The organism is Streptomyces herbicida (assembly GCF_032656585.1).
Lineage (GTDB): Bacteria > Actinomycetota > Actinomycetes > Streptomycetales > Streptomycetaceae > Streptomyces > Streptomyces herbicida.
In genome coordinates this window covers 94,371-112,161 of record NZ_JAUYWJ010000017.1, presented here as the reverse complement: position 1 = coordinate 112,161, position 17,791 = coordinate 94,371, and the positions used below count along the sequence as shown (strand labels likewise).

Annotated in this window: 17 protein-coding genes; 4 read left to right on the top strand and 13 right to left on the bottom strand. The window is 71.6% G+C overall.

The annotated features are described in order from the left end of the window. Window positions 1-82: 82 nt before the first annotated feature. The 7 genes from Q8A52_RS32170 to Q8A52_RS32140 all read right to left on the bottom strand — a co-directional run bounded on the left by Q8A52_RS32170 (window position 83) and on the right by Q8A52_RS32140 (window position 6,893). The gene (locus tag Q8A52_RS32170) at window positions 83-769 is read right to left on the bottom strand and encodes an LAETG motif-containing sortase-dependent surface protein (protein WP_316757848.1); all 687 of its coding nucleotides are present in this window, start codon (window positions 767-769) and stop codon (window positions 83-85) included. Window positions 770-928: 159 nt separating this feature from the next. Continuing rightward, window positions 929-2,053, bottom strand: a complete 1,125-nt coding sequence (locus Q8A52_RS32165) for an LOG family protein (RefSeq protein WP_316757846.1) — start codon at window positions 2,051-2,053, stop codon at window positions 929-931. 46 nt (window positions 2,054-2,099) lie between these two features. Further along, entirely contained in the window at window positions 2,100-2,507 is a 408-nt protein-coding gene (locus Q8A52_RS32160; RefSeq protein WP_316757844.1) for a VOC family protein, read from the bottom strand. Window positions 2,508-2,601: 94 nt separating this feature from the next. Beyond that, window positions 2,602-4,002, bottom strand: coding sequence for a hypothetical protein (locus tag Q8A52_RS32155; protein ID WP_316757843.1), 1,401 nt, complete (start codon window positions 4,000-4,002; stop codon window positions 2,602-2,604). Further along, window positions 3,984-4,724 (bottom strand): ABC transporter ATP-binding protein, encoded by a 741-nt coding sequence (locus tag Q8A52_RS32150; protein ID WP_316757841.1) that lies wholly within the window; start codon window positions 4,722-4,724, stop codon window positions 3,984-3,986. Before Q8A52_RS32150 ends, Q8A52_RS32155 begins: the two co-directional genes overlap by 19 nt. 253 nt (window positions 4,725-4,977) lie before the next feature. Next, window positions 4,978-6,360, bottom strand: coding sequence for an aspartate aminotransferase family protein (locus tag Q8A52_RS32145; protein WP_316757839.1), 1,383 nt, complete (start codon window positions 6,358-6,360; stop codon window positions 4,978-4,980). Beyond that, window positions 6,345-6,893 carry an Lrp/AsnC family transcriptional regulator gene (locus Q8A52_RS32140; RefSeq protein WP_316757837.1) on the bottom strand — a complete coding sequence of 183 codons (549 nt, stop codon included), beginning with the start codon at window positions 6,891-6,893 and terminating at the stop codon, window positions 6,345-6,347. The genes Q8A52_RS32145 and Q8A52_RS32140 overlap by 16 nt, the downstream gene beginning before the upstream one ends. A gap of 141 nt (window positions 6,894-7,034) precedes the next feature. Here Q8A52_RS32140 and Q8A52_RS32135 point away from each other — a divergent pair, with 141 nt between their 5' ends. Further along, window positions 7,035-8,483: a gamma-aminobutyraldehyde dehydrogenase gene (locus Q8A52_RS32135; RefSeq protein ID WP_316757835.1), complete on the top strand. Its 1,449-nt coding sequence runs from the start codon at window positions 7,035-7,037 to the stop codon at window positions 8,481-8,483. Window positions 8,484-8,552: 69 nt separating this feature from the next. On the opposite strand, the gene Q8A52_RS32130 is transcribed toward Q8A52_RS32135, so the two are convergent. Beyond that, on the bottom strand, window positions 8,553-9,068 hold the full coding sequence (locus Q8A52_RS32130) for a hypothetical protein (RefSeq protein WP_316757833.1): 516 nt from the start codon (window positions 9,066-9,068) through the stop codon (window positions 8,553-8,555). Window positions 9,069-9,187: 119 nt separating this feature from the next. On the opposite strand from Q8A52_RS32130, the gene Q8A52_RS32125 reads away from it, so the two are divergent. The 3 genes from Q8A52_RS32125 to Q8A52_RS32115 all read left to right on the top strand — a co-directional run bounded on the left by Q8A52_RS32125 (window position 9,188) and on the right by Q8A52_RS32115 (window position 12,273). Then, the gene (locus Q8A52_RS32125; RefSeq protein ID WP_316757831.1) at window positions 9,188-9,844 is read left to right on the top strand and encodes a response regulator transcription factor; all 657 of its coding nucleotides are present in this window, start codon (window positions 9,188-9,190) and stop codon (window positions 9,842-9,844) included. Further along, window positions 9,841-10,992, top strand: a complete 1,152-nt coding sequence (locus Q8A52_RS32120) for a sensor histidine kinase (protein WP_316757829.1) — start codon at window positions 9,841-9,843, stop codon at window positions 10,990-10,992. Before Q8A52_RS32125 ends, Q8A52_RS32120 begins: the two co-directional genes overlap by 4 nt. 87 nt (window positions 10,993-11,079) lie before the next feature. Beyond that, entirely contained in the window at window positions 11,080-12,273 is a 1,194-nt protein-coding gene (locus Q8A52_RS32115) for an ABC transporter substrate-binding protein (RefSeq protein WP_316757827.1), read from the top strand. Window positions 12,274-12,499: 226 nt separating this feature from the next. Here the strand turns inward: Q8A52_RS32115 and Q8A52_RS32110 are convergent, their stop codons facing one another. The 5 genes from Q8A52_RS32110 to Q8A52_RS32090 form a co-directional block, all read right to left on the bottom strand. Beyond that, on the bottom strand, window positions 12,500-13,198 hold the full coding sequence (locus Q8A52_RS32110; RefSeq protein ID WP_316757825.1) for a response regulator transcription factor: 699 nt from the start codon (window positions 13,196-13,198) through the stop codon (window positions 12,500-12,502). 124 nt (window positions 13,199-13,322) lie between these two features. Further along, window positions 13,323-14,816: an NADase-type glycan-binding domain-containing protein gene (locus Q8A52_RS32105; protein WP_316757824.1), complete on the bottom strand. Its 1,494-nt coding sequence runs from the start codon at window positions 14,814-14,816 to the stop codon at window positions 13,323-13,325. After that, window positions 14,813-15,388 (bottom strand): phage tail protein, encoded by a 576-nt coding sequence (locus tag Q8A52_RS32100; protein ID WP_316757822.1) that lies wholly within the window; start codon window positions 15,386-15,388, stop codon window positions 14,813-14,815. The genes Q8A52_RS32105 and Q8A52_RS32100 overlap by 4 nt, the downstream gene beginning before the upstream one ends. Then, window positions 15,388-17,349, bottom strand: a complete 1,962-nt coding sequence (locus Q8A52_RS32095; protein WP_316757820.1) for a putative baseplate assembly protein — start codon at window positions 17,347-17,349, stop codon at window positions 15,388-15,390. Before Q8A52_RS32095 ends, Q8A52_RS32100 begins: the two co-directional genes overlap by 1 nt. Beyond that, window positions 17,349-17,783, bottom strand: coding sequence for a GPW/gp25 family protein (locus Q8A52_RS32090; protein WP_316757818.1), 435 nt, complete (start codon window positions 17,781-17,783; stop codon window positions 17,349-17,351). Before Q8A52_RS32090 ends, Q8A52_RS32095 begins: the two co-directional genes overlap by 1 nt. Window positions 17,784-17,791: the final 8 nt, after the last annotated feature.

Sequence of the window (17,791 nt, the reverse complement as noted above, 5' to 3'; positions counted from 1 at the left end):
TCAAGACCTGTTTGGGCTCACGGGGGGGGGCGCGCCCCGGGGTGTGGGGGGGCGGGCCCACGACGGTGTACGGAAGTGAGGCTCAGCGACCGTTGTTCGCCCCACGACGGCGCATGCCGAAGAACACGGCACCGCCACCGACGACGACCAGGGCGGCCGCGATGCCGGCGATCAGACCGGTGTTGGAGTTCGCACCGGTCTCGGCGAGGTTCGAGTCACCGGCCGCCGGGGACGGCGCGTTGCTCGAGGTCTCCGCCGGGGCGGTGCTGGTGCTCTGAGAGGCCGAGGGGGTCGGGGAGTCCGACTCGGCCGGGGTGGACTTCGACGGCGACGGGGTGGCCGACGGGGTCGGGGTGGGGGTGTCCTCGGTCTTGCAGGCCGTGGACGGGGTGGTCAGGTTCGGCTTGATGTCCGCGTTGACCTTGTTGCCGGCCTTGACGTGGATGCGGTACGTCGCGTTCGGCTTCCAGTCCTCGGAGAAGCTGACCGTGGTGCCTTCCTTGGAGCCCTTGACCTCTTCCGGCTTGCCGACCTTCTTCGCGTCGGCGCCGTTGTTCTCCAGGAACACCGTGATGACGGCCGGGGTACCGGAGGCGTCCTTGTCGGTGACGACGATGACGCCCTTGGAGCCGTCACAGGTCGCTTCGGCGGAGAACTCACTGATGTCGCACGCGAGCGCGGTGTTGGCGACGCCCAGTACCAGCGCGGCGGAAGCGGAGGCGACACCCAGGATGCGCACGGAACGTGCACTGCGGCGAGTTATGGACACGTTTGTCCTTTACGGATTGCACAACTGCGGGGGGCTGAGGGGCAGATGAAGCAATGAGGAGGTGAGGCTCCATTACCCCAGGAGACTCACAGGTTTATAAGCGCTCCATCAGTAGTGTCAATGCATATGCCGCCTACAGGTGTTGACTTTGCCCGCTCATTAACCGCCGAGACGTTTCAACGCTTCCGGAGCCTCCTCGATCCGGTCAACAAGGGCGATTCTGGCCTCCATCCGCCGTTCCCTGGCGAGCGCCTGCAGCAACGGCCAGGTCGGCAGCCGCTCCGTCCAGTGCGACCGGTCCACCAGCACCATCGGCGTGGGCTCGCCCCGTGACTCGTAGTAGTTGGGAGTGGCGTTGTCGAATATCTCCTGTACGGTCCCGGCCGCGCCCGGCAGGAACACCACGCCCGCGTTGGAACGGGCCAGCAGGCCCTCCTCGCGGACGGAGTTGGCGAAGTACTTGGCGATGTGCGCGGCGAAGGCGTTGGGCGGTTCGTGGCCGTAGAACCAGGTGGGGATGCCCACGGAGCTGCCACCGCCCGGCCAGCGGTCGCGCACCTCGAAGGCGGCGCGGGCCCAGTCGGTGACGGACGGCCGGAACGACGGTGCCTTGGCGAGGAGTTGCAGCGAATCGGTCAGCATCCCGTCGTCGAACGGGGCGGCGTACGCGCCGAGGTTCGCCGCCTCCATCGCGCCCGGTCCGCCGCCGGTGGCCACCGTGAGGCCGGCGCGGGCCAGCTCGCGTCCGAGGCGGGCGGCGCCGTCGTAGGCCTGCGTGCCGCGGGCCATGGCGTGTCCGCCCATGACGCCCACCACCCGCGTGTCCACGAGGAGTTCGTCGAGCGCGTCGGAGACGGCGTCGTCGTGGACCGCGCGCAGCATGGAGGCGAACACGTCCCCGTCGGCCTTGGTCCGCTGGAACCAGCCGTAGGCGCGGGCGTCCGGAGTCGCCTCGTACCCCTTGTCGAGCGACTCGAACAGCTCGTCGGGGGAGTAGACGAACCCCCGGTACGGGTCGAAGGGGAGATCGGGCACGGGCGGGAACACCAGCGCGCCCGTCGCACGCACCCGGGCGGCGGCCTCGGGGTCCATCGGACAGCCGAGGAAGACGGCCCCGGCGGCGTCGACGGAGAGCAGGGCGTCCGTGCGGTCCGTCAGATCTACGGCCTGGACACGGAACCGGGCGAGCGAGCCGAGTTCGGCGACGACCTCGTCGAACTCGGCGAGCGACTCGATCTCGTGGTCGTGGGCGGCGCGGTTGGGCTGGGCAGGTGTCGAATGCACCCGCCCATGCTGGCACAGGAGTTCGGACCGGCGGGCCGGTACCCCGTCAGCCCTGCACCGCGGCCGGGTCCATCCACATGACCTCCCAGGTGTGGCCGTCGAGGTCGTCGAAGGCGCGGCCGTACATGAAGCCCTGGTCCTGGGTCTCGCCGGTCGCCGAGCCGCCGGCCGCGATCGCCTTGTCGACCAGCTCGTCGACCTTCTCGCGGCTCTCGGCGCTCAGACAGATCAGCACCTCGCTGGTCTTCGTCGAGTCGGCGATCTCCTTCTTCGTGAAGTCGGCGTAGCGCTGCTTGCTCAGCAGCATCGCGACGATCGTGTCGCTGATCACGACGCAGGCGCAGTCGTCGGTGCTGAACTGCGGGTTGATCGAGTAGCCGAGCTCCGTGAAGAACTTCTTCGCGGCGTCGACGTCGCTGGTGGCCAGGTTCACGAAGATCATCTGCTGGTACATGCCGTCTCTCCCTCGGGTTCGTGCCGTTCGCAGGGGTAGACACCGGGCCGCCGGAGAAATCATCGGCGGTCCGTGGACTTTTTTCCGCGGATTCTCAGCGGGCCAGCGGGAGCGCCGCCAGCTGCGCGGTCACCAGCGCGAGCGGGGCGAAGAGGGCCAGCAGGGCGCCCGCGCGCAGGGCGGCGGCGCTGCGCAGCATGCGCGAGGGGGCGCCGAGGCGGAGCAGGGCGGCGGTGGTGTCGGCGCGGGACTGCCTGGCCTCCACGGCCGCCGTGAGCAGGGTGGCCACGGTGCAGCCGGTGACCAGGAGGGTGCCGAGGACGGTCAGCGGGCCGAAGAAGGACGCTGCGGCGCCGCCGTACAGCGTGGTCATGGCGTACGTGCCCGACGCGGCCGCGCAGACCACGCCCAGGGGGCGGCCGATGCGGGTGGCCTCCGCCATGAGGACACGGCCGGCGAGGAGGCGGAGCGCTCCCGGGCGCGCAGCCTGCAGCAGGCGGCCGCACAGGTGGGTGAGTCCCGGGGCGGCCAGGATCAGGCCCAGGACCGCGAGGGCCCAGCCGGCCAGTACTCCGGCGGTGCCGGCGACGGCGTCGCCGGGGAGGGCCACGGGGCCGGAGCGGCTCGTGTAGGCCTCGACGGCGAGGCCGGCGGCGAGGACGGCGAAGCCCCAGGGGAGGCCGGCCGGGGAGCCCTGGGGGCCGGGAGCGAGGGTGCCGGTCCAGCACGGGGCGTGTGGCGCCGCGCTGTGGGGATCGGTCTCGTGGTCCGGGTCGTGCGAGCCGCCGTCCGCCGGTGCCGGGACGCCTGGTTCCGGGTGCGCGTCCGCCTCGGTGTCCCGGGCGGGTCGGCCGCCGCCGATCCTCAGGCGGGTGCCGAAACGGCCGTACGCCCCGAACGTCTCCCGTGATGCCGCGTGGCCGTACGACCCGAAGCGGCCGCCCCTGCGAGGGGCGCCGCCGGCCGCGGGACGGGCGTCCCGGGGGCGCAGGGTGCAGGCCACCGCCGCGGACGCGATCCCCGGTACCAGCGCGAGCAGGGTGAGCGTGGCCGGCAGCGGGAGGGGCTCGCCCGCCGCCAGGAACTCCGCCGCGGCGCCGTCGAAGGGCATACCGGTGAGGTCGCCGCGCAGATGGAGGAAGAACAGCAGCGCCAGCATCGAGCCCAGCGCGCAGGACAGGGCCGTCGTGAGCGCCGAGATCGCCATCAGTCGGGACGGCCCCAGGCCGAGGGCCGAGAGGCCGGGGCGCGGTTTCGTGCCGGGGTCGGTGCGGGCGACGGCGACCGCGAGGTACACCGTTGCGGCCAGGGGCAGCGCGCACCAGGCCAGGCGCAGGGACCCGGCGGCGGGGGCGGCGGGGTCATCGGGGTGGCTCAGCGCGTAGCCGAGGGCGGCCAGGAGCAGGAAGCCGGTGCCCGCGGCGGCCGTGGCCACGAGGAGGCGGCGCAGCTGGACCGCGGGGTGGGCGACCCGCGTCAGACGGAGAGCGAGCACGCGGCTCGGCCTTCCGTATCGGGGGCCGGAGGCAGATGCACGGTGCTCACGCGCCGCCCGTCCAGCAGTGACACCGTGCGATCGGCCAGGGCCGCGGTCTCGGAGTCGTGCGTGGCCAGCACCACCGTGATGCCGTGCGAGCGGGCCGCCGTCATCAGCGTGCGCAGGACATGGGAGCGGTCGGCGCGGTGCAGCGGCGCCGTCGGCTCGTCGGCGAACAGAACGGACGGGGCGGGGGCCAGAGCCCGGGCGATCGAGGCACGCTGCCGTTCGGCCTGGTGCAGTTCGTGCGGGCGCCTGCGCGACTTGTCGCCGATGTCGAGGCGCTCCAGCCACTCCAAGGCGGCGGTCTTGGCCCGGCGGCGGCTGGTGCCGCGCAGCATCAAGGGCAGGGCCGCGTTCTCCCAGACGTTCAGCTCGGGGATGAGCAGCGGTGCCGGATCGATCCAGCCGAAGCGGTCCCGGCGCAGCCGCTCGCGGCCGACGGGGCCCATGGTGTGCACCGGCACGCTGTTGAACCAGACCTCGCCGTGCTGCGCCGGCACCAGGCCGGACAGACAGCGCAGCAAGGTGGTCTTGCCGCTGCCGCGCGGGCCGCTGACGGCGAGGATCTCGCCCTCCCGCACGCCGAGCGAGACGCCGGCGAGCGCGGGCGAGCCGTCGGGGTGTCGGTAGTGCAGGGAGCGTGCCCAGAGCACGTCGTTGTCCGGCGGGGCCTCCATGGCGTACACCTCGGTTCTGATCCGTTTTCCCGTGCCCGATCCCCGTGAGGCCCCGTCGTCGCACGCCCGCCTGCCCTCCGGACGGGCGACGGGAATATGACGATAGGGCCTTCCGGGGGAACGAAAGCCGGGCCGATCGGTCACTGGCACGCTAGGCAGGTCCCGGCGGGAGGCCGGACAGCACACGGCCCCGGGCGTCCGTTCTCACTCGAACGGACGGCACCGGGGCCGCGTTGATCATCCAGGCGGATGATCAGAGCTTCGTCCACGCCTCCGTGAGCGTCGCGCGCAGGATCTGCTCGATCTCGTCGAACGTGTCCTGGTTGGAGATCAGCGGCGGGGCGAGCTGGACGACCGGGTCACCACGGTCGTCGGCACGGCAGTACAGGCCGTTCTCGAAGAGCGCCTTGGAGAGGAAGCCGTACAGGACGCGCTCGGTCTCCTCCTCGTTGAAGGACTCCTTCGTCGCCTTGTCCTTGACGAGCTCGATGCCGTAGAAGAAGCCGTTGCCGCGGACGTCGCCGACGATCGGCAGGTCGTGCAGCTTCTGCAGGGTGGACAGGAACGCGGACTCGTTGTCGAGGACGTGCTGGTTGATGCCCTCGCGCTCGAACAGGTCCAGGTTGGCCAGGCCCACGGCCGCGGAGACCGGGTGGCCGCCGAAGGTGTAGCCGTGCAGGAAGGTGTTGTCGCCCTTGTAGAACGGCTCGGCGATGCGGTCGGAGACCACGCAGGCGCCGATCGGGGAGTAGCCCGAGGTCATGCCCTTGGCGCAGGTGATCATGTCCGGCACGTAGCCGAACTTGTCACAGGCGAACATCGTGCCCAGGCGGCCGAAGGCACAGATGACCTCGTCCGACACGAGCAGCACGTCGTACTTGTCGCAGATCTCGCGGACCCGCTGGAAGTAGCCGGGCGGGGGCGGGAAGCAGCCGCCGGCGTTCTGCACCGGCTCCAGGAAGACCGCGGCGACGGTGTCGGGGCCCTCGAAGAGGATCTGCTGCTCTATCTGGTCGGCGGCCCAGCGGCCGAAGGCCTCGGGGTCGTCGCCGAAGATCGGGGCGCGGTAGATGTTGGTGTTCGGGACCTTGTGCGCACCCGGCACCAGCGGCTCGAAGGGGGCCTTCAGGCCCGGCAGGCCGGTGATGGACAGGGCGCCCTGGGGGGTGCCGTGGTAGGCGACCGCGCGGGAGATGACCTTGTACTTGGTCGGCTTGCCGGTGAGCTTGAAGTACTGCTTGGCCAGCTTCCAGGCGGTCTCGACCGCCTCGCCCCCGCCGGTGGTGAAGAAGACCTTGTTCAGGTCGCCGGGGGCATAGTCGGCGATGCGCTCGGCCAGCTCCACGGCCTTGGGGTGGGCGTAGGACCACACCGGGAAGAACGCCAGCTCCTGGGCCTGCTTGAAGGCGGTCTCGGCGAGCTCCGTGCGGCCGTGACCGGCCTGGACCACGAACAGACCCGCAAGACCGTCCAGGTAGCGCTTGCCCTTGTCGTCGTAGATGTAGGTGCCCTCACCACGGACGATGGTGGGAACGGGCGAGTTCTCGTACGAGGACATGCGGGTGAAGTGCATCCACAGGTGGTCGTACGCGGTCTTGCTGAGGTCCTTTGAGCTCACGGTTATCGGGTTCCCCACATATAGGTCTGCTTCTTGAGCTTGAGGTAGACGAAGCTCTCGGTGGAGCGCACACCGGGCAGCGCCCGGATGCGTTTGTTGATGACGTCCAGCAGGTGGTCGTCGTCCTCGCAGACGATCTCGGCGAGGATGTCGAACGAGCCCGCGGTCATCACCACGTACTCGACTTCCGACATGTCAGTCAGCGCTTCCGCGATCGACTCGACATCGCCCACGACGTTGATACCCACCATCGCCTGCCGCCGGAACCCCACGGTGAGCGGGTCCGTGACGGCGACGATCTGCATCACGCCCTGGTCCAGCAGCTTCTGGACCCGCTGGCGCACGGCCGCCTCGGACAGGCCCACGGCCTTGCCGATGGCGGCGTACGGACGGCGGCCGTCCTCCTGGAGCTGCTGAATGATGGCGAGGGAGACGGCATCCAGCTGGTGGTTGCCGTTCCTGGACTCGCGGGGCGAGTCCCTCTGGTCTGCGCTTCGACTGGCCACGAAGCTCACTGTGCACGACGTCTCGACACTTCCGCAAGGCCGCATCGATGAAATTCGTTGTTTGCGTGACCCAGTACTGCGGATTTCGCAGAAGTGGCGGCGATGGGGGTGTTGAAAACGTGGGACTGCGGACTAGGGTGGGTGTCTCAGCGATTGGACAGCTTGAACCTGATCAGGAGGCCGGCAGTGAGCACCGAGCTGCGTGGGCTGCGCACACTACGGAACTACATTGACGGTGAGTTCCGGGACGCCGCCGACGGACGGACCACCGAGGTGGTCAACCCCGCGACGGGCGAGGCGTACGCGACCGCGCCACTGTCGGGACAGGCGGACGTGGACGCCGCTATGGCGGCCGCCGCCGCGGCCTTCCCCGCCTGGCGCGACACGACGCCCGCGGAGCGGCAGAAGGCCCTCCTGAAGATCGCGGACGCGTTCGAGGAGCGCGCCGAGGAATTGATCGCGGCCGAGGTGGAGAACACGGGCAAGCCGACCGGGCTGACCCGCTCCGAGGAGATCCCGCCGATGATCGACCAGATCCGCTTCTTCGCGGGCGCCGCCCGCATGCTGGAGGGGCGGAGCGCCGGCGAGTACATGGAGGGGATGACCTCCATCATCCGCCGCGAGCCGGTCGGCGTCTGCGCCCAGGTCGCCCCGTGGAACTACCCGATGATGATGGCCGTGTGGAAGTTCGCCCCGGCGATCGCCGCGGGCAACACCGTCGTCCTGAAGCCCTCGGACACCACCCCGGCTTCCACGGTCCTGATCGCCGAGATCCTCGGCTCGATCCTGCCCAAGGGCGTCTTCAACGTGATCTGCGGCGACCGTGAGACGGGCCGCCAGATGGTCGAGCACCCGACCCCCGCGATGGCCTCCATCACCGGCTCGGTCCGCGCGGGCATGTCGGTCGCCGAGTCCGCGGCCAAGGACGTCAAGCGCGTCCACCTGGAGCTGGGCGGCAAGGCGCCGGTCGTCGTCTTCGACGACACCGACATCGCCAAGGCCGTCGAGGACATCTCCGTGGCGGGCTTCTTCAACGCCGGCCAGGACTGCACGGCCGCCACCCGCGTCCTCGTCCAGGAGTCCATCCACGACGAGTTCGTCGCCGCGCTCGCCAAGGCCGCCGCCGATACCAGGACCGGGCAGCCGGACGACGAGGACGTGCTCTTCGGCCCGCTGAACAACCCGAACCAGCTCAAGCAGGTCACCGGCTTCATCGAGCGCCTCCCCGCCCACGCCAAGGTCGAGGCGGGCGGCCACCAGGTCGGCGACAAGGGCTACTTCTACGCCCCGACCGTCGTCTCCGGGCTGCGGCAGGACGACGAGATCGTCCAGAACGAGGTCTTCGGCCCGGTCATCACCGTCCAGTCCTTCACCGACGAGGACCAGGCCGTCGAGTGGGCCAACGGCGTCGAGTACGCCCTCGCCTCCTCCGTCTGGACCAAGGACCACGGCCGCGCCATGCGGATGTCCAAGAAGCTCGACTTCGGCTGTGTGTGGATCAACACCCACATCCCGCTGGTCGCCGAGATGCCGCACGGCGGCTTCAAGAAGTCCGGCTACGGCAAGGACCTGTCGGGTTACGGCTTCGACGACTACACCCGCATCAAGCACGTCATGACGTCACTGGACGGCTGACGCCACCAGCCCACGGCCCCGGACGGAGGACAGCCCGTCCGGGGTCGCGGTGTTCCCCCTCCGCGCTGGTCAGACGGTCGCGGGGCGCGCGACGAGGGAGGGCCCGCCGTCCTTGCCCGGGTGCTCGGGCACCGGCGGCAGGTCGGGGACCTCGGGGAAGGTGACACCTGTCTTCTCCAGGATCGGCGCGCAGGTGTCCAGGGCGTCCCGGTAGGCGTGGGAGGCCGGGTCGAAGCCCTTGCCCGCCTTCAGTTCCACCCGCAGCCGCGCGCGGCCCTCGTCCTTCGGCGCGTGGAAGTCCGGATAGCGGTCCTGGCCGTGCCCGCGCATGCACGCGGCGAACTTCGAGTTGGCGGTGTCGATGTCGCCGGGCGCCTGCGAGGTCGGCTTGTAGGCCACCGCGAAACCGGCGCCCTCGCCGGGTTCCGGCGCACCGGCCGACAGCGTGATGGCCCGCGCGGCCGAGACACCGGTCGACGTGCCGGTGGCCTGCGCGGCCGACGCGCAGACCGTGCCGAGCGCGACGGCCGTCATGGCGGCGAGGCCGAAGGCGAGCCGCTGCGACCTGGTCGCCGGAGCACGCATGGATTCCTCCTGTGTGGGGCGGAGCTGCTGACGCCACCCACCGAACCGCTTCGGCGGTTACAGCGGCGGAACGGCCCTCCTTACAGCCGCGTAACCACCCTCCGGACACACTCGCAGCCATGCGTGTGCTGGTGGTCGAGGACCACGAAGAGCTCGCCGGACTGATCGCCACCGGGCTGCGCCAAGAGGGCATGGCGGTCGATGTCGCCCTCGACGGCCCGACCGCCCTGGAGCGCGCCGAGATCAACGGCTACGACGTCGTCGTACTCGACCGCGACCTGCCCGGACTCCACGGCGACCAGGTGTGCCGGACGCTGGCGGCGGGCGGCAGCCGGGCCCGGGTGCTGATGGTCACCGCCTCCGGGACGGTGGCCGACCGGGTCGCGGGGCTCGGTCTCGGCGCCGACGACTATCTGCCCAAGCCGTTCGCGTTCGTCGAACTCGTCGCGCGGATACGGGCGTTGGGGCGTCGTGCGCAACCGGCGCTGCCCCCGGTCCTGGTACGCGGCGAACTCCGGCTCGACCCGGCGCGCCGCGAGGCGACCCGGTCCGGCCTCCGACTGCCGCTCAGCCCCAAGGAGTTCGCAGTACTGGAGCTGCTGCTGGCCGCGCAGGGGACCGTCGTCTCCACCGAGGAACTGCTGGAGCGGGCATGGGACGAGGCCGCCGATCCCTTCAGCCAGACCGTGAAGGTGACGGTCAGCAGGCTGCGCCGCAAACTGGGCGAACCGCAGCCGATCGAGACGGTCGACCGGGCCGGGTACCGCATACCGTGAACCTGTTCCCACGGAGCATCCGCTGGCGTCTGACCCTGCTCTACAGCGCCCTGTTCGTGGTGGCGGGCGCCCTGCTGCTGGCCGTCGTCTACGTCCTCGCCGCCCGGTCGACGCTGAGCCGGCCCGTCTCCTCGATCGGGGCACCGGCGCCGCCGGAGGCCGGCACCGGGGCGCTGACCGAACCGACCGTCAGCGCGGTCGTCGAGGCCCTCCGCCAGGACCAGTTGCACCAACTGCTCGTCCAGGGCGCGATCGCGCTCGGGGTGATGGCGCTGACCTCGGTCGCCCTCGGCCGGCTGATGGCCGGGCGGGTGCTGTCACCGCTGCGCACGATGACGGCCGCCGCCCGCCGGATCTCCGCCGACAACCTGCACGAACGGCTCGCGGTGCCCGGTCCCGTCGACGAGCTGAAGGCGATGGCGGACACCTTCGACGATGTACTGGCCCGCCTGGAGGGCGCGTTCGAGGCGCAGAAGCAGTTCGTCGCCAACGCCTCGCACGAACTGCGCAGCCCGCTCACCCTCCAGCAGACCCTCGTGGACGTCACCCTCGCCGACCCGGACGCCTCCGTCGGCGCCCTGCGGGCCGCCCTGCTGCGGGTGCGGGCGGCCGGGCAGGAGCAGGAGCGGCTGATCGACACGCTGCTGACGCTGGCCCGCAGCCAGCGGGGACTGGAGCGGTGGGAGCACGTCGACCTGGCGGAGCTGGTCAAGGAGCGGCTGCCCACCGGAGGCCCGCGGGTGGAGGCGCGGCTCGACTCCGCTCCTGCGCTGGGCGATCCACAGCTGCTGGAGCGCGTGGTGGTCAACCTCGCCGACAATGCGGTACGGCACAACCTCCCGGTAGGGGAAGGCAGTTGGGTCACCGTCTGGACCGGCGTGGACGCGGCCGGAGGGGCCGGTCTGCGGATCGCCAACAGCGGGCCGATGATCCCCGCCGACCAGGCCGCTGGCCTCTTCCAGCCGTTCAAGCGGCTGGGCGCGGAGCGGGTGCGGACCAGGGACGGAATGGGTCTTGGCATGTCCGTCGTGGCGGCCGTCGTCTCCGCACACGGCGGCCGCGTGCGGGCCCGGACGCATCCGCACGGCGGGCTGACCGTGGAGGTGAGCCTGCCTCCGGTCGGCCCTCCACCCCGCGTGGGCACCTGATCGTATCGACAAGGTGTCGGTTACACCCGGGCACGCTCGACGCACCGTCGATTGTCCGCCCACAGGCAGGGAGGGCATCCTGCCAGGGTGCCCCAGACTCCTTCTCACACGCCCGCGCTCTCCCGCCGCTCCCTGCTGCGCGCGCTGGGCGGCGCCGTCGCGCTCGGCGCCCTCGCCGGCTGCGGGGTGCCCGCCGCGTACGTGAAGCCCGGCGACCGTGCCGTAGCCGATCTGTCCGCCAAGGACAAGAAGCTGACCTGGGCGAACTGGCCCCTCTACATCGATACGGACGACGACGACCCGAACAAGCGGCCCACGCTCGAGGCCTTCGGGAAGCGCACCGGGATATCCGTCGACTACATCGAGGAGATCAACGACAACGACGAGTTCTTCGGCAAGATCAGCCCGTCGTTGATGAACCACCAGTCGACGGGCCGCGACCTGATCGTCGTCAGCGACTGGATGTGCGCGCGGTTCGTGCGGCTGGGCTGGGTGCAGAAGATGGACCGCGCCCGGCAGCCCGCCGTGGCGAAGTACCTCGACCCGCTCCTGCGCTCGCCGGCCTTCGACCCCGGCCGCAGGTTCACGGTGCCGTGGCAGTCCGGCATCACCGGCATCGCGTACAACCGCCGCAAGCTGGGCCGCGAGATCCGGCATGTCTCCGACTTCTGGGCGAGCGACCTGAAGGGCCGGGTGACCCTCCTGTCCGGCCTGGACGAGGCGTTCGCGCTGCTCATGCAGGGCAATGGCGTGGACATCACCAGGTGGACGGCCGACGACTTCCACCGGGTCTGCGACCAGGTGGAGAAGGAGGTCCACCGGGGCCAGATCCGCCGCTTCACCGGCAACGACTACACCAAGGACCTGGTCAGCGGGGACGTACTGGCCTGCCAGGCGTACTCCGGCGATGTCATCCAGCTCCAGGCCGACAACCCCGACATCCGCTTCGTCGTCCCCGAGGAGGGCGCGGAGCTCTGGTCGGACTCCCTGATGATCCCCAATCGCGCCCGCCACAAGGCGAACGCCGAGCGGCTGGTGGACTACTACTACGAGCCCGAGGTCGCCGCGGAGCTCGCCGCGTGGGTCAACTACGTCTGCCCGGTCCCGGCGGCCAGGGAGGTCCTCGCGGCCTCCAAGGACAAGGACACCGCGGCCCTCGCCGACAACCCGCTGATCTTCCCGGACACCGCGATGCGCAGCCGCCTGGCGATCGCCCGGGACATCAAGTCGACGGAGCGGGTGGAGTTCGCGAAGCGGTGGAACAAGATCGTGGGGCTGTAGCGAGGCCCTGGGAACTTCGTCGGAAACGGGCCGGTACTTCGGCCGTGGGTGCTCGGTGAGTTGCGTCGTTCTTCCCTGGCTGGACGCGGGCCGCTGTCGACAACACGGGGTGGCCGCCCGTTCACCGTCGGCGGCACGTGGGGCGACCCGCGTCGGCGGGTGATCGCCGGGCCTCGGGCCACCCTCGCGCGCCCGGCCTCGGCCTCACCCCCGCCGAGGAACCGCTTCAGGCCGCGGGCCGGATGAGTCCCGACTCGTAGGCGAAGGCCACGGCCTGGACCCGGGCGCTGGCCCCGATCTTGGCGAGGACGTGGCTGACGTGGGTTTTGACGGTGGTGAGGGCGATGGACAGCCACTGGGCGATCTCGGCGTTGGACCAGCCGGAGGCGACGGCGACGAGGATGTCGCGTTCGCGTGCGGTGAGGGTGTCGAGCGTGGACGCCCCACGCAGGGGGTGGGTGGTGCGCTGATGCCGGACGGTGTCGATCAGGGCGCGGGTCAGACCGGGAGTGATGACGGCGTCCCCGGCGGCCACGACGCGGACCGCCGCGGTCAGTTCGGCCGGGTCGGCGTCGTCGAGGAGGAATCCGCCCGCTCCGGCACGCAGGGCGGCACAGGCGTATTCCTCGTGGTCGGCGGGGGTGAGTACCAGGACACGGGCAGCGTGCGCTGTCGCCTCCGCCGGTTCGAGAGGCCGGGGGAGGCGGGGCGGCTGTGCGATGCGCCGGACCGTCTCGATGCCGTCCGCCCGGCAGAGCGGGCTGTCCACCAGGACGACGTCGGGACGGAGCGCGGCGCTCATCCGGACCGCCTCGGCCCCGCTCGCCGCCTCCCCGACGACGCTCAGACCGGGCTCGGCGGCCAGGAGTGTACGCAGGGCGAGGCGCTGCAGGGACTGGTCGGTGACCACGAGTACGGAGACCATGTCTGTCTTCTCCCGGCTGGAGGCGGGGGCTCTCCCACCATCCTGAACGAAACGGTTTCGTTCATCAAGGTGTCGCGCCTCATATCGAGCCGGAGCAGGCCGACGTTCTGCCCAGGGAGTGCCGTCAGGACGAGCTTGCGTTCGACGGGCCGAAGAACTCGATCTCCGCGATGGACACCTGCTTGCTCGCGGAGGTCTGGTACGCCGACTCGATGGTGAAGCGGACCGCGGTGACCTCGCCGACGCGGAACGCCCGGCGCTGGCCGCCCGCGCCCTGGTCGAGGGTGAGTTCACGGGTCGTGGTCCTGCCGTCGGCCGTGGTGACACGGGCCTCGACACGGTGCGGGAGCGCCGACTGCGCGAGCTGGTCGGGGCGGGTGGAGACCCCCGGCGTGATGATCAGGTCCAGGAGCCGTGTCGGCTCGGCGAAGCGTGCCTCGATCCACTGACCCTGGCCGGACTCCGAAACCCCCGGTCCCCACCATGTGTTGTTGAGCTTGTCGAAGGCCAGCTCGGGCTTGTGGCCCGGGTAGGAGTGGGAAGCCTTCACGCTGTCCGGGGCCACCGGGGCACGCTTGGCGAAGTGGTCGCGCGTCGCCTGGACCCCCTTGGGAATGTTGACCACCAGCACGATCAGCAGCGTCAGGACGAGCGCCGCGCCCAGCCACGTCAGGACCCGGTCGAAGGTACGGCGCAGCCTGGGACGCTCGCCCGCCCAGGGAGTCTCGCGGTTGCCGAAGCCGAGCAGCCGCCGCCACCACGGCAGCCGGCCCGGAGTGGGCCCCTCGCCGGCCATGGGCATCGCGCACCGGGCGCAGTAGTGCCGGTCCGGCCGGTTGCGCGTCGCGCACCAGGGACACGGTGTCCCGCCGTCCGTGCCGAGTTCCTCGCCGGGGGCCCGCACCGCCTGCGGCCGCTGCGCCACCGGCCGGCCGGGCAGCACCGGGGCGACGGAAGGGGACCCGGCGGGGGCGGGTTCCGGGTCGGCGACGGGGACCAGGAGCCGGCGGGCGCGGTCGGACAGGGCATCCGTGTCCCCGGTGGCCGGCGCGGTGGCCGGGTCCGTGGCCGGGACCGGTTCCGTGGGGGCGGTGTCGTCCACCGCCGGCGTGGTAACGGGTGCGGGGACGGTGCCGGCAGTGGGCGTGGCGGACTCGCCGGCGTCTGCCACGGCCGCGGTCGCTGATTCCGGGGCGGGGACCGGCTCCGTGGCCGCGCCGAGCAGGTCGCGTTGCGTACGGGCCGGGCCCGCACCGCCGTCCGCCCGCGAGAAGGCGTCCCAGGCGGGGCCCGCCCCGGCCGGGGCGCCGGATGCGGTGGCGGACGCCGGGGAGGACGCGTGAGCGGCGGAGGTCGCGTGCACCGGTGCCGCGGCGGGTCCATCCGCCGAGCCCGTCCGTCCGGCGCCCTCCAGCCCATCGCCGGAAGCCGCCCCGGTCCCACCGGCCGCTGCCGCGGGAGCGTCAGACCCTCCGGCCGACGCCCCGGCACGCCCGGCAGACGCCCCCGGCGCCCCCACCCGGTCCGTCCAGCTGAGTACCGCTCCGCAGGCGTCGCAGAACGACTGGCCCGGTTCCGCGCGGGTGCCGCATTCGGCGCAGTTCTGGGTGGTCGTCATCTCTCCGGAGTCCTTTCGGCGGGCACTGCGGTCTCGGTGGCGGTCACCTGGACCGTGTAGGGCATATGGGCGGGGCGGGCGGCGGCCACCAGGGTGTCCAGGCGGTGCCGGTCCGCCGGGGTCGGGTCGGGCAGCCGGAGGTGCACATGCAGCCGGGGGCGCGCTTCGCCGGGGACCGGGCCGAGCGGGCGGGCGCTCCAGCCGGCGGCGCCGCTCTCACTGATCTCCGGCGCGACGCCGAACGCGAGCCGCACCGCCTCGGCCAGCCCGCGCCGGGTGCCACGGATCCGGTGCAGATACGCGGCGGCGGCGACCGCGGCCCGCAGCAGTTCCTCGGGCTCGGTGCCGTCGGTCTCGGCACCGACCCAACCGCCCAGCCACTGGGCGAAGTCGACCGGTGCGAGGGACGGGCGGAAGTAGGTGTCCAGGCAGTCGAGGACGCTCAGGATCGGCGCCATCACCTCGTCGAGCCCGCCGACGAAACGCTGCGCGAGGTCGTCGTCGGCGAAGACGGCGGGCAGCATCGCGCCGATCGGCGCGGACGAGTCGAGACCGTCGATGGAGCCTCTCATCAGGAGCCGTCCCCGATCACCCGGACGCGATGGTCGAAGGAGAACACCAGGGACGGCGCGGAGAGGTCGATACGGTCCGTCGCCTCGCCGCGCTTGCCGGTCAGCGGGTCGGCGGGGTGCAGCACGACCTCGTCGACCAGTTCCACACCGGGCACCCGCTGCAGCACCGCGAACACCTCACCGGACTGCACGGGCCGGCCGAACGGCCAGCCGGTGCCGTCCGCGCCGCCGGTGAGCGGATCGAGGTGCCGGTAGAGCGCGTCGTGCGCCTGCCGCCGTACCCGGTCGGTGTCGACGCCCCGGAAGGCGTGCACCGTGGCCACCACCGTCACGCCCTGGTAGTACGGCGGTCCCACGGCCAGCCGGGTGCCGATCAGGCGCCGCTCGTCCAGGTACCGGGTGATGCGGTCCAACAGGGCGTCGCCGGGCACCAGTTGCTCGAATCGGAGCCGGCCACCCGGGTCCGGGACCGCCTGCGGCACGACCAGCACCCGTACCGCGTAGGCCCCGTGCTCGCCCTCCTCGCCCTCCAGACAGGTGATGCGCGCGGTCTCCGGGGCGGCACGGCGGGCCAGCTCCTCGTAGTCCCGCAGGGTCACCGCCCGTTCCTGGGCGCGCAGGGTGATCGGCGCACGGACCTTCGCCTCCTCCACCGTCTCGCCGTCCACCCCGCCCCGCGCGGCCTCCCGGTTGACTACCTCGGAGACGTACGGGATGGACGTCCGCAGGATCTGGACGGCGCCCCGGGCCACATTGCCCGCCCGGCCGCCGCCGGTGCGATAGCGGCGGGCACGGATCGGCGCGCCCTTGGGGGCGACCGTGCCGTACTGGCGCAGCGAGCCGTCCGGTTCGCGCACGGCTGGACCGAAGGCGATCTCACCGGTCGTGGCGTCGAGGGTGAGGTGCCGGTCGTACGGCCCGGAGGCCGCGAAGTTCGGCACGACCCGCCAGTCCACCCAGCCCTCGTGCTCGGCGGTCTGCAGCAGCACCGGCGGGTCGTCGCCGACCACGGGCGCGTTCGCCAGCCGCAGCCGCTGCCCGGGCAGACCGGAGGACTCGCCGAGCGCCTCGTCGTACACCGTGTCGGCGTGCACGGCGGCCGTGGTGCCGCCGATGGTGAACGCCTCGGCCGCGCGGACCGTGGGGGAGGTGGTGTAGAAGGGCTGGCCGGGGAGGGGTTCGGTGACCCGGCAGCGGATCCAGCCCGCCTCCTGGCCCGCGTTGCGGGACAGGACGTGCCCGCCGGGGATGTGCAGGACGACCTCGCCGGGGCGGTTGAGGCCGCCCGTGCCGTCCCGGTCGACCTCGCAGGGCTGCCAGCCGTCCGCGGTCCAGGCCTCCCACACCAGCGGGGGCTGCCGCGGGTCCACGCCGACACCGTCCACCCGGCTGTCCAGGTCGAGGGCGAGCGCGCAGTGCGGTACGGCGGCGGTCAGGCCGAACAGCATGCAGTCGCCGGGGTCGGGTGACTCGGCGAAGCACAGCAGGTCCTTGTCCTCCTCGGCGAGGTCATGGGTGCGGTCCACGGCCGGCTCGCCCCGGTGCTGCACCAGCAGATGACGCAATTCGCACGGCACGACGGTCAGTTCACGCTCGGTGGCGAAGACCACCGCCTCCTCGCTCTCGGTGCGCAGGGTGGCCACCTCGGTGCCGACCGGCACCGCCACGGGCTCCTCCTGGGGCGACGACAGCCAGAACGTCACGTCCGTGCGGGCGGCCGACGGCGGGAACAGGGTGATCCCGACGAGGTCCAGGAACGCCAAATGGTTCTTCTCCGGCACCCGGTTGAGCCGGTAGACGATCTGGTCGGCCATGTGGGCGACCGTCTCGACAAGGGTGACGCCGGGGTCGGAGACGTTGTGGTCGGTCCACTCCGGGGCGCGCTGCTGGATGTAGCGCTTGGCGTCGTCGACGAACTGCTGGAAGCGGCGGTCGTCGAGGTTGGGGGAGGGCAGGGCCATCAGCGGTCGCTTTCCGGAGCCGGGGAGATGCCGTCCGGCTCGTCGTGGGACGGAATGACGTAGAACGGGAAGACCAGGCTGCGCGGGTTGTTGGTGCCGCGGATCGAGTAGCGGACGTCGATGTGCAGGACGCTCTGGTCGGGGCCGGCCGTGACCTCGACGTCGTCGACCTCGATGCGCGGCTCCCAGCGGTCCAGGCTGACGTACACCTCGTGCTGGATACGGCCCGCGGTCTGCTCGTTGACCGGCGCGAAGACCAGGTCGTGGATCGCGCACCCGAAGTCGGGCCGCATGGGCCGCTCGCCCGGCGCGGTCGACAGCACGAGACGGATCGCCTCCTCGATCTCCCGCTCCCCGCTGACCAGCGCGATCCCGCCGGTCGGTCCGATGCGCAGCGGGAAGGACCAGCCGGCCCCGACGAACTGCTCGGCCATCAGCCGCG

Excerpts from the sequence above, each read along its gene's own strand:
- Q8A52_RS32160 (WP_316757844.1), bottom strand. The coding sequence starts at position 2,507 with ATGTACCAGCAGATGATCTTCGTGAACCTGGCCACCAGCGACGTCGAC.
- Q8A52_RS32150 (WP_316757841.1), bottom strand. The coding sequence starts at position 4,724 with ATGGAGGCCCCGCCGGACAACGACGTGCTCTGGGCACGCTCCCTGCAC.
- Q8A52_RS32140 (WP_316757837.1), bottom strand. The coding sequence starts at position 6,893 with ATGCGGCCTTGCGGAAGTGTCGAGACGTCGTGCACAGTGAGCTTCGTG.
- Q8A52_RS32130 (WP_316757833.1), bottom strand. The coding sequence starts at position 9,068 with ATGCGTGCTCCGGCGACCAGGTCGCAGCGGCTCGCCTTCGGCCTCGCC.
- Q8A52_RS32125 (WP_316757831.1), top strand. The coding sequence starts at position 9,188 with ATGCGTGTGCTGGTGGTCGAGGACCACGAAGAGCTCGCCGGACTGATC.
- Q8A52_RS32110 (WP_316757825.1), bottom strand. The coding sequence starts at position 13,198 with ATGGTCTCCGTACTCGTGGTCACCGACCAGTCCCTGCAGCGCCTCGCC.
- Q8A52_RS32105 (WP_316757824.1), bottom strand. The coding sequence starts at position 14,816 with ATGACGACCACCCAGAACTGCGCCGAATGCGGCACCCGCGCGGAACCG.
- Q8A52_RS32100 (WP_316757822.1), bottom strand. The coding sequence starts at position 15,388 with ATGAGAGGCTCCATCGACGGTCTCGACTCGTCCGCGCCGATCGGCGCG.
- Q8A52_RS32095 (WP_316757820.1), bottom strand. The coding sequence starts at position 17,349 with ATGGCCCTGCCCTCCCCCAACCTCGACGACCGCCGCTTCCAGCAGTTC.
- Q8A52_RS32090 (WP_316757818.1), bottom strand. The coding sequence starts at position 17,783 with ATGGCCGAGCAGTTCGTCGGGGCCGGCTGGTCCTTCCCGCTGCGCATC.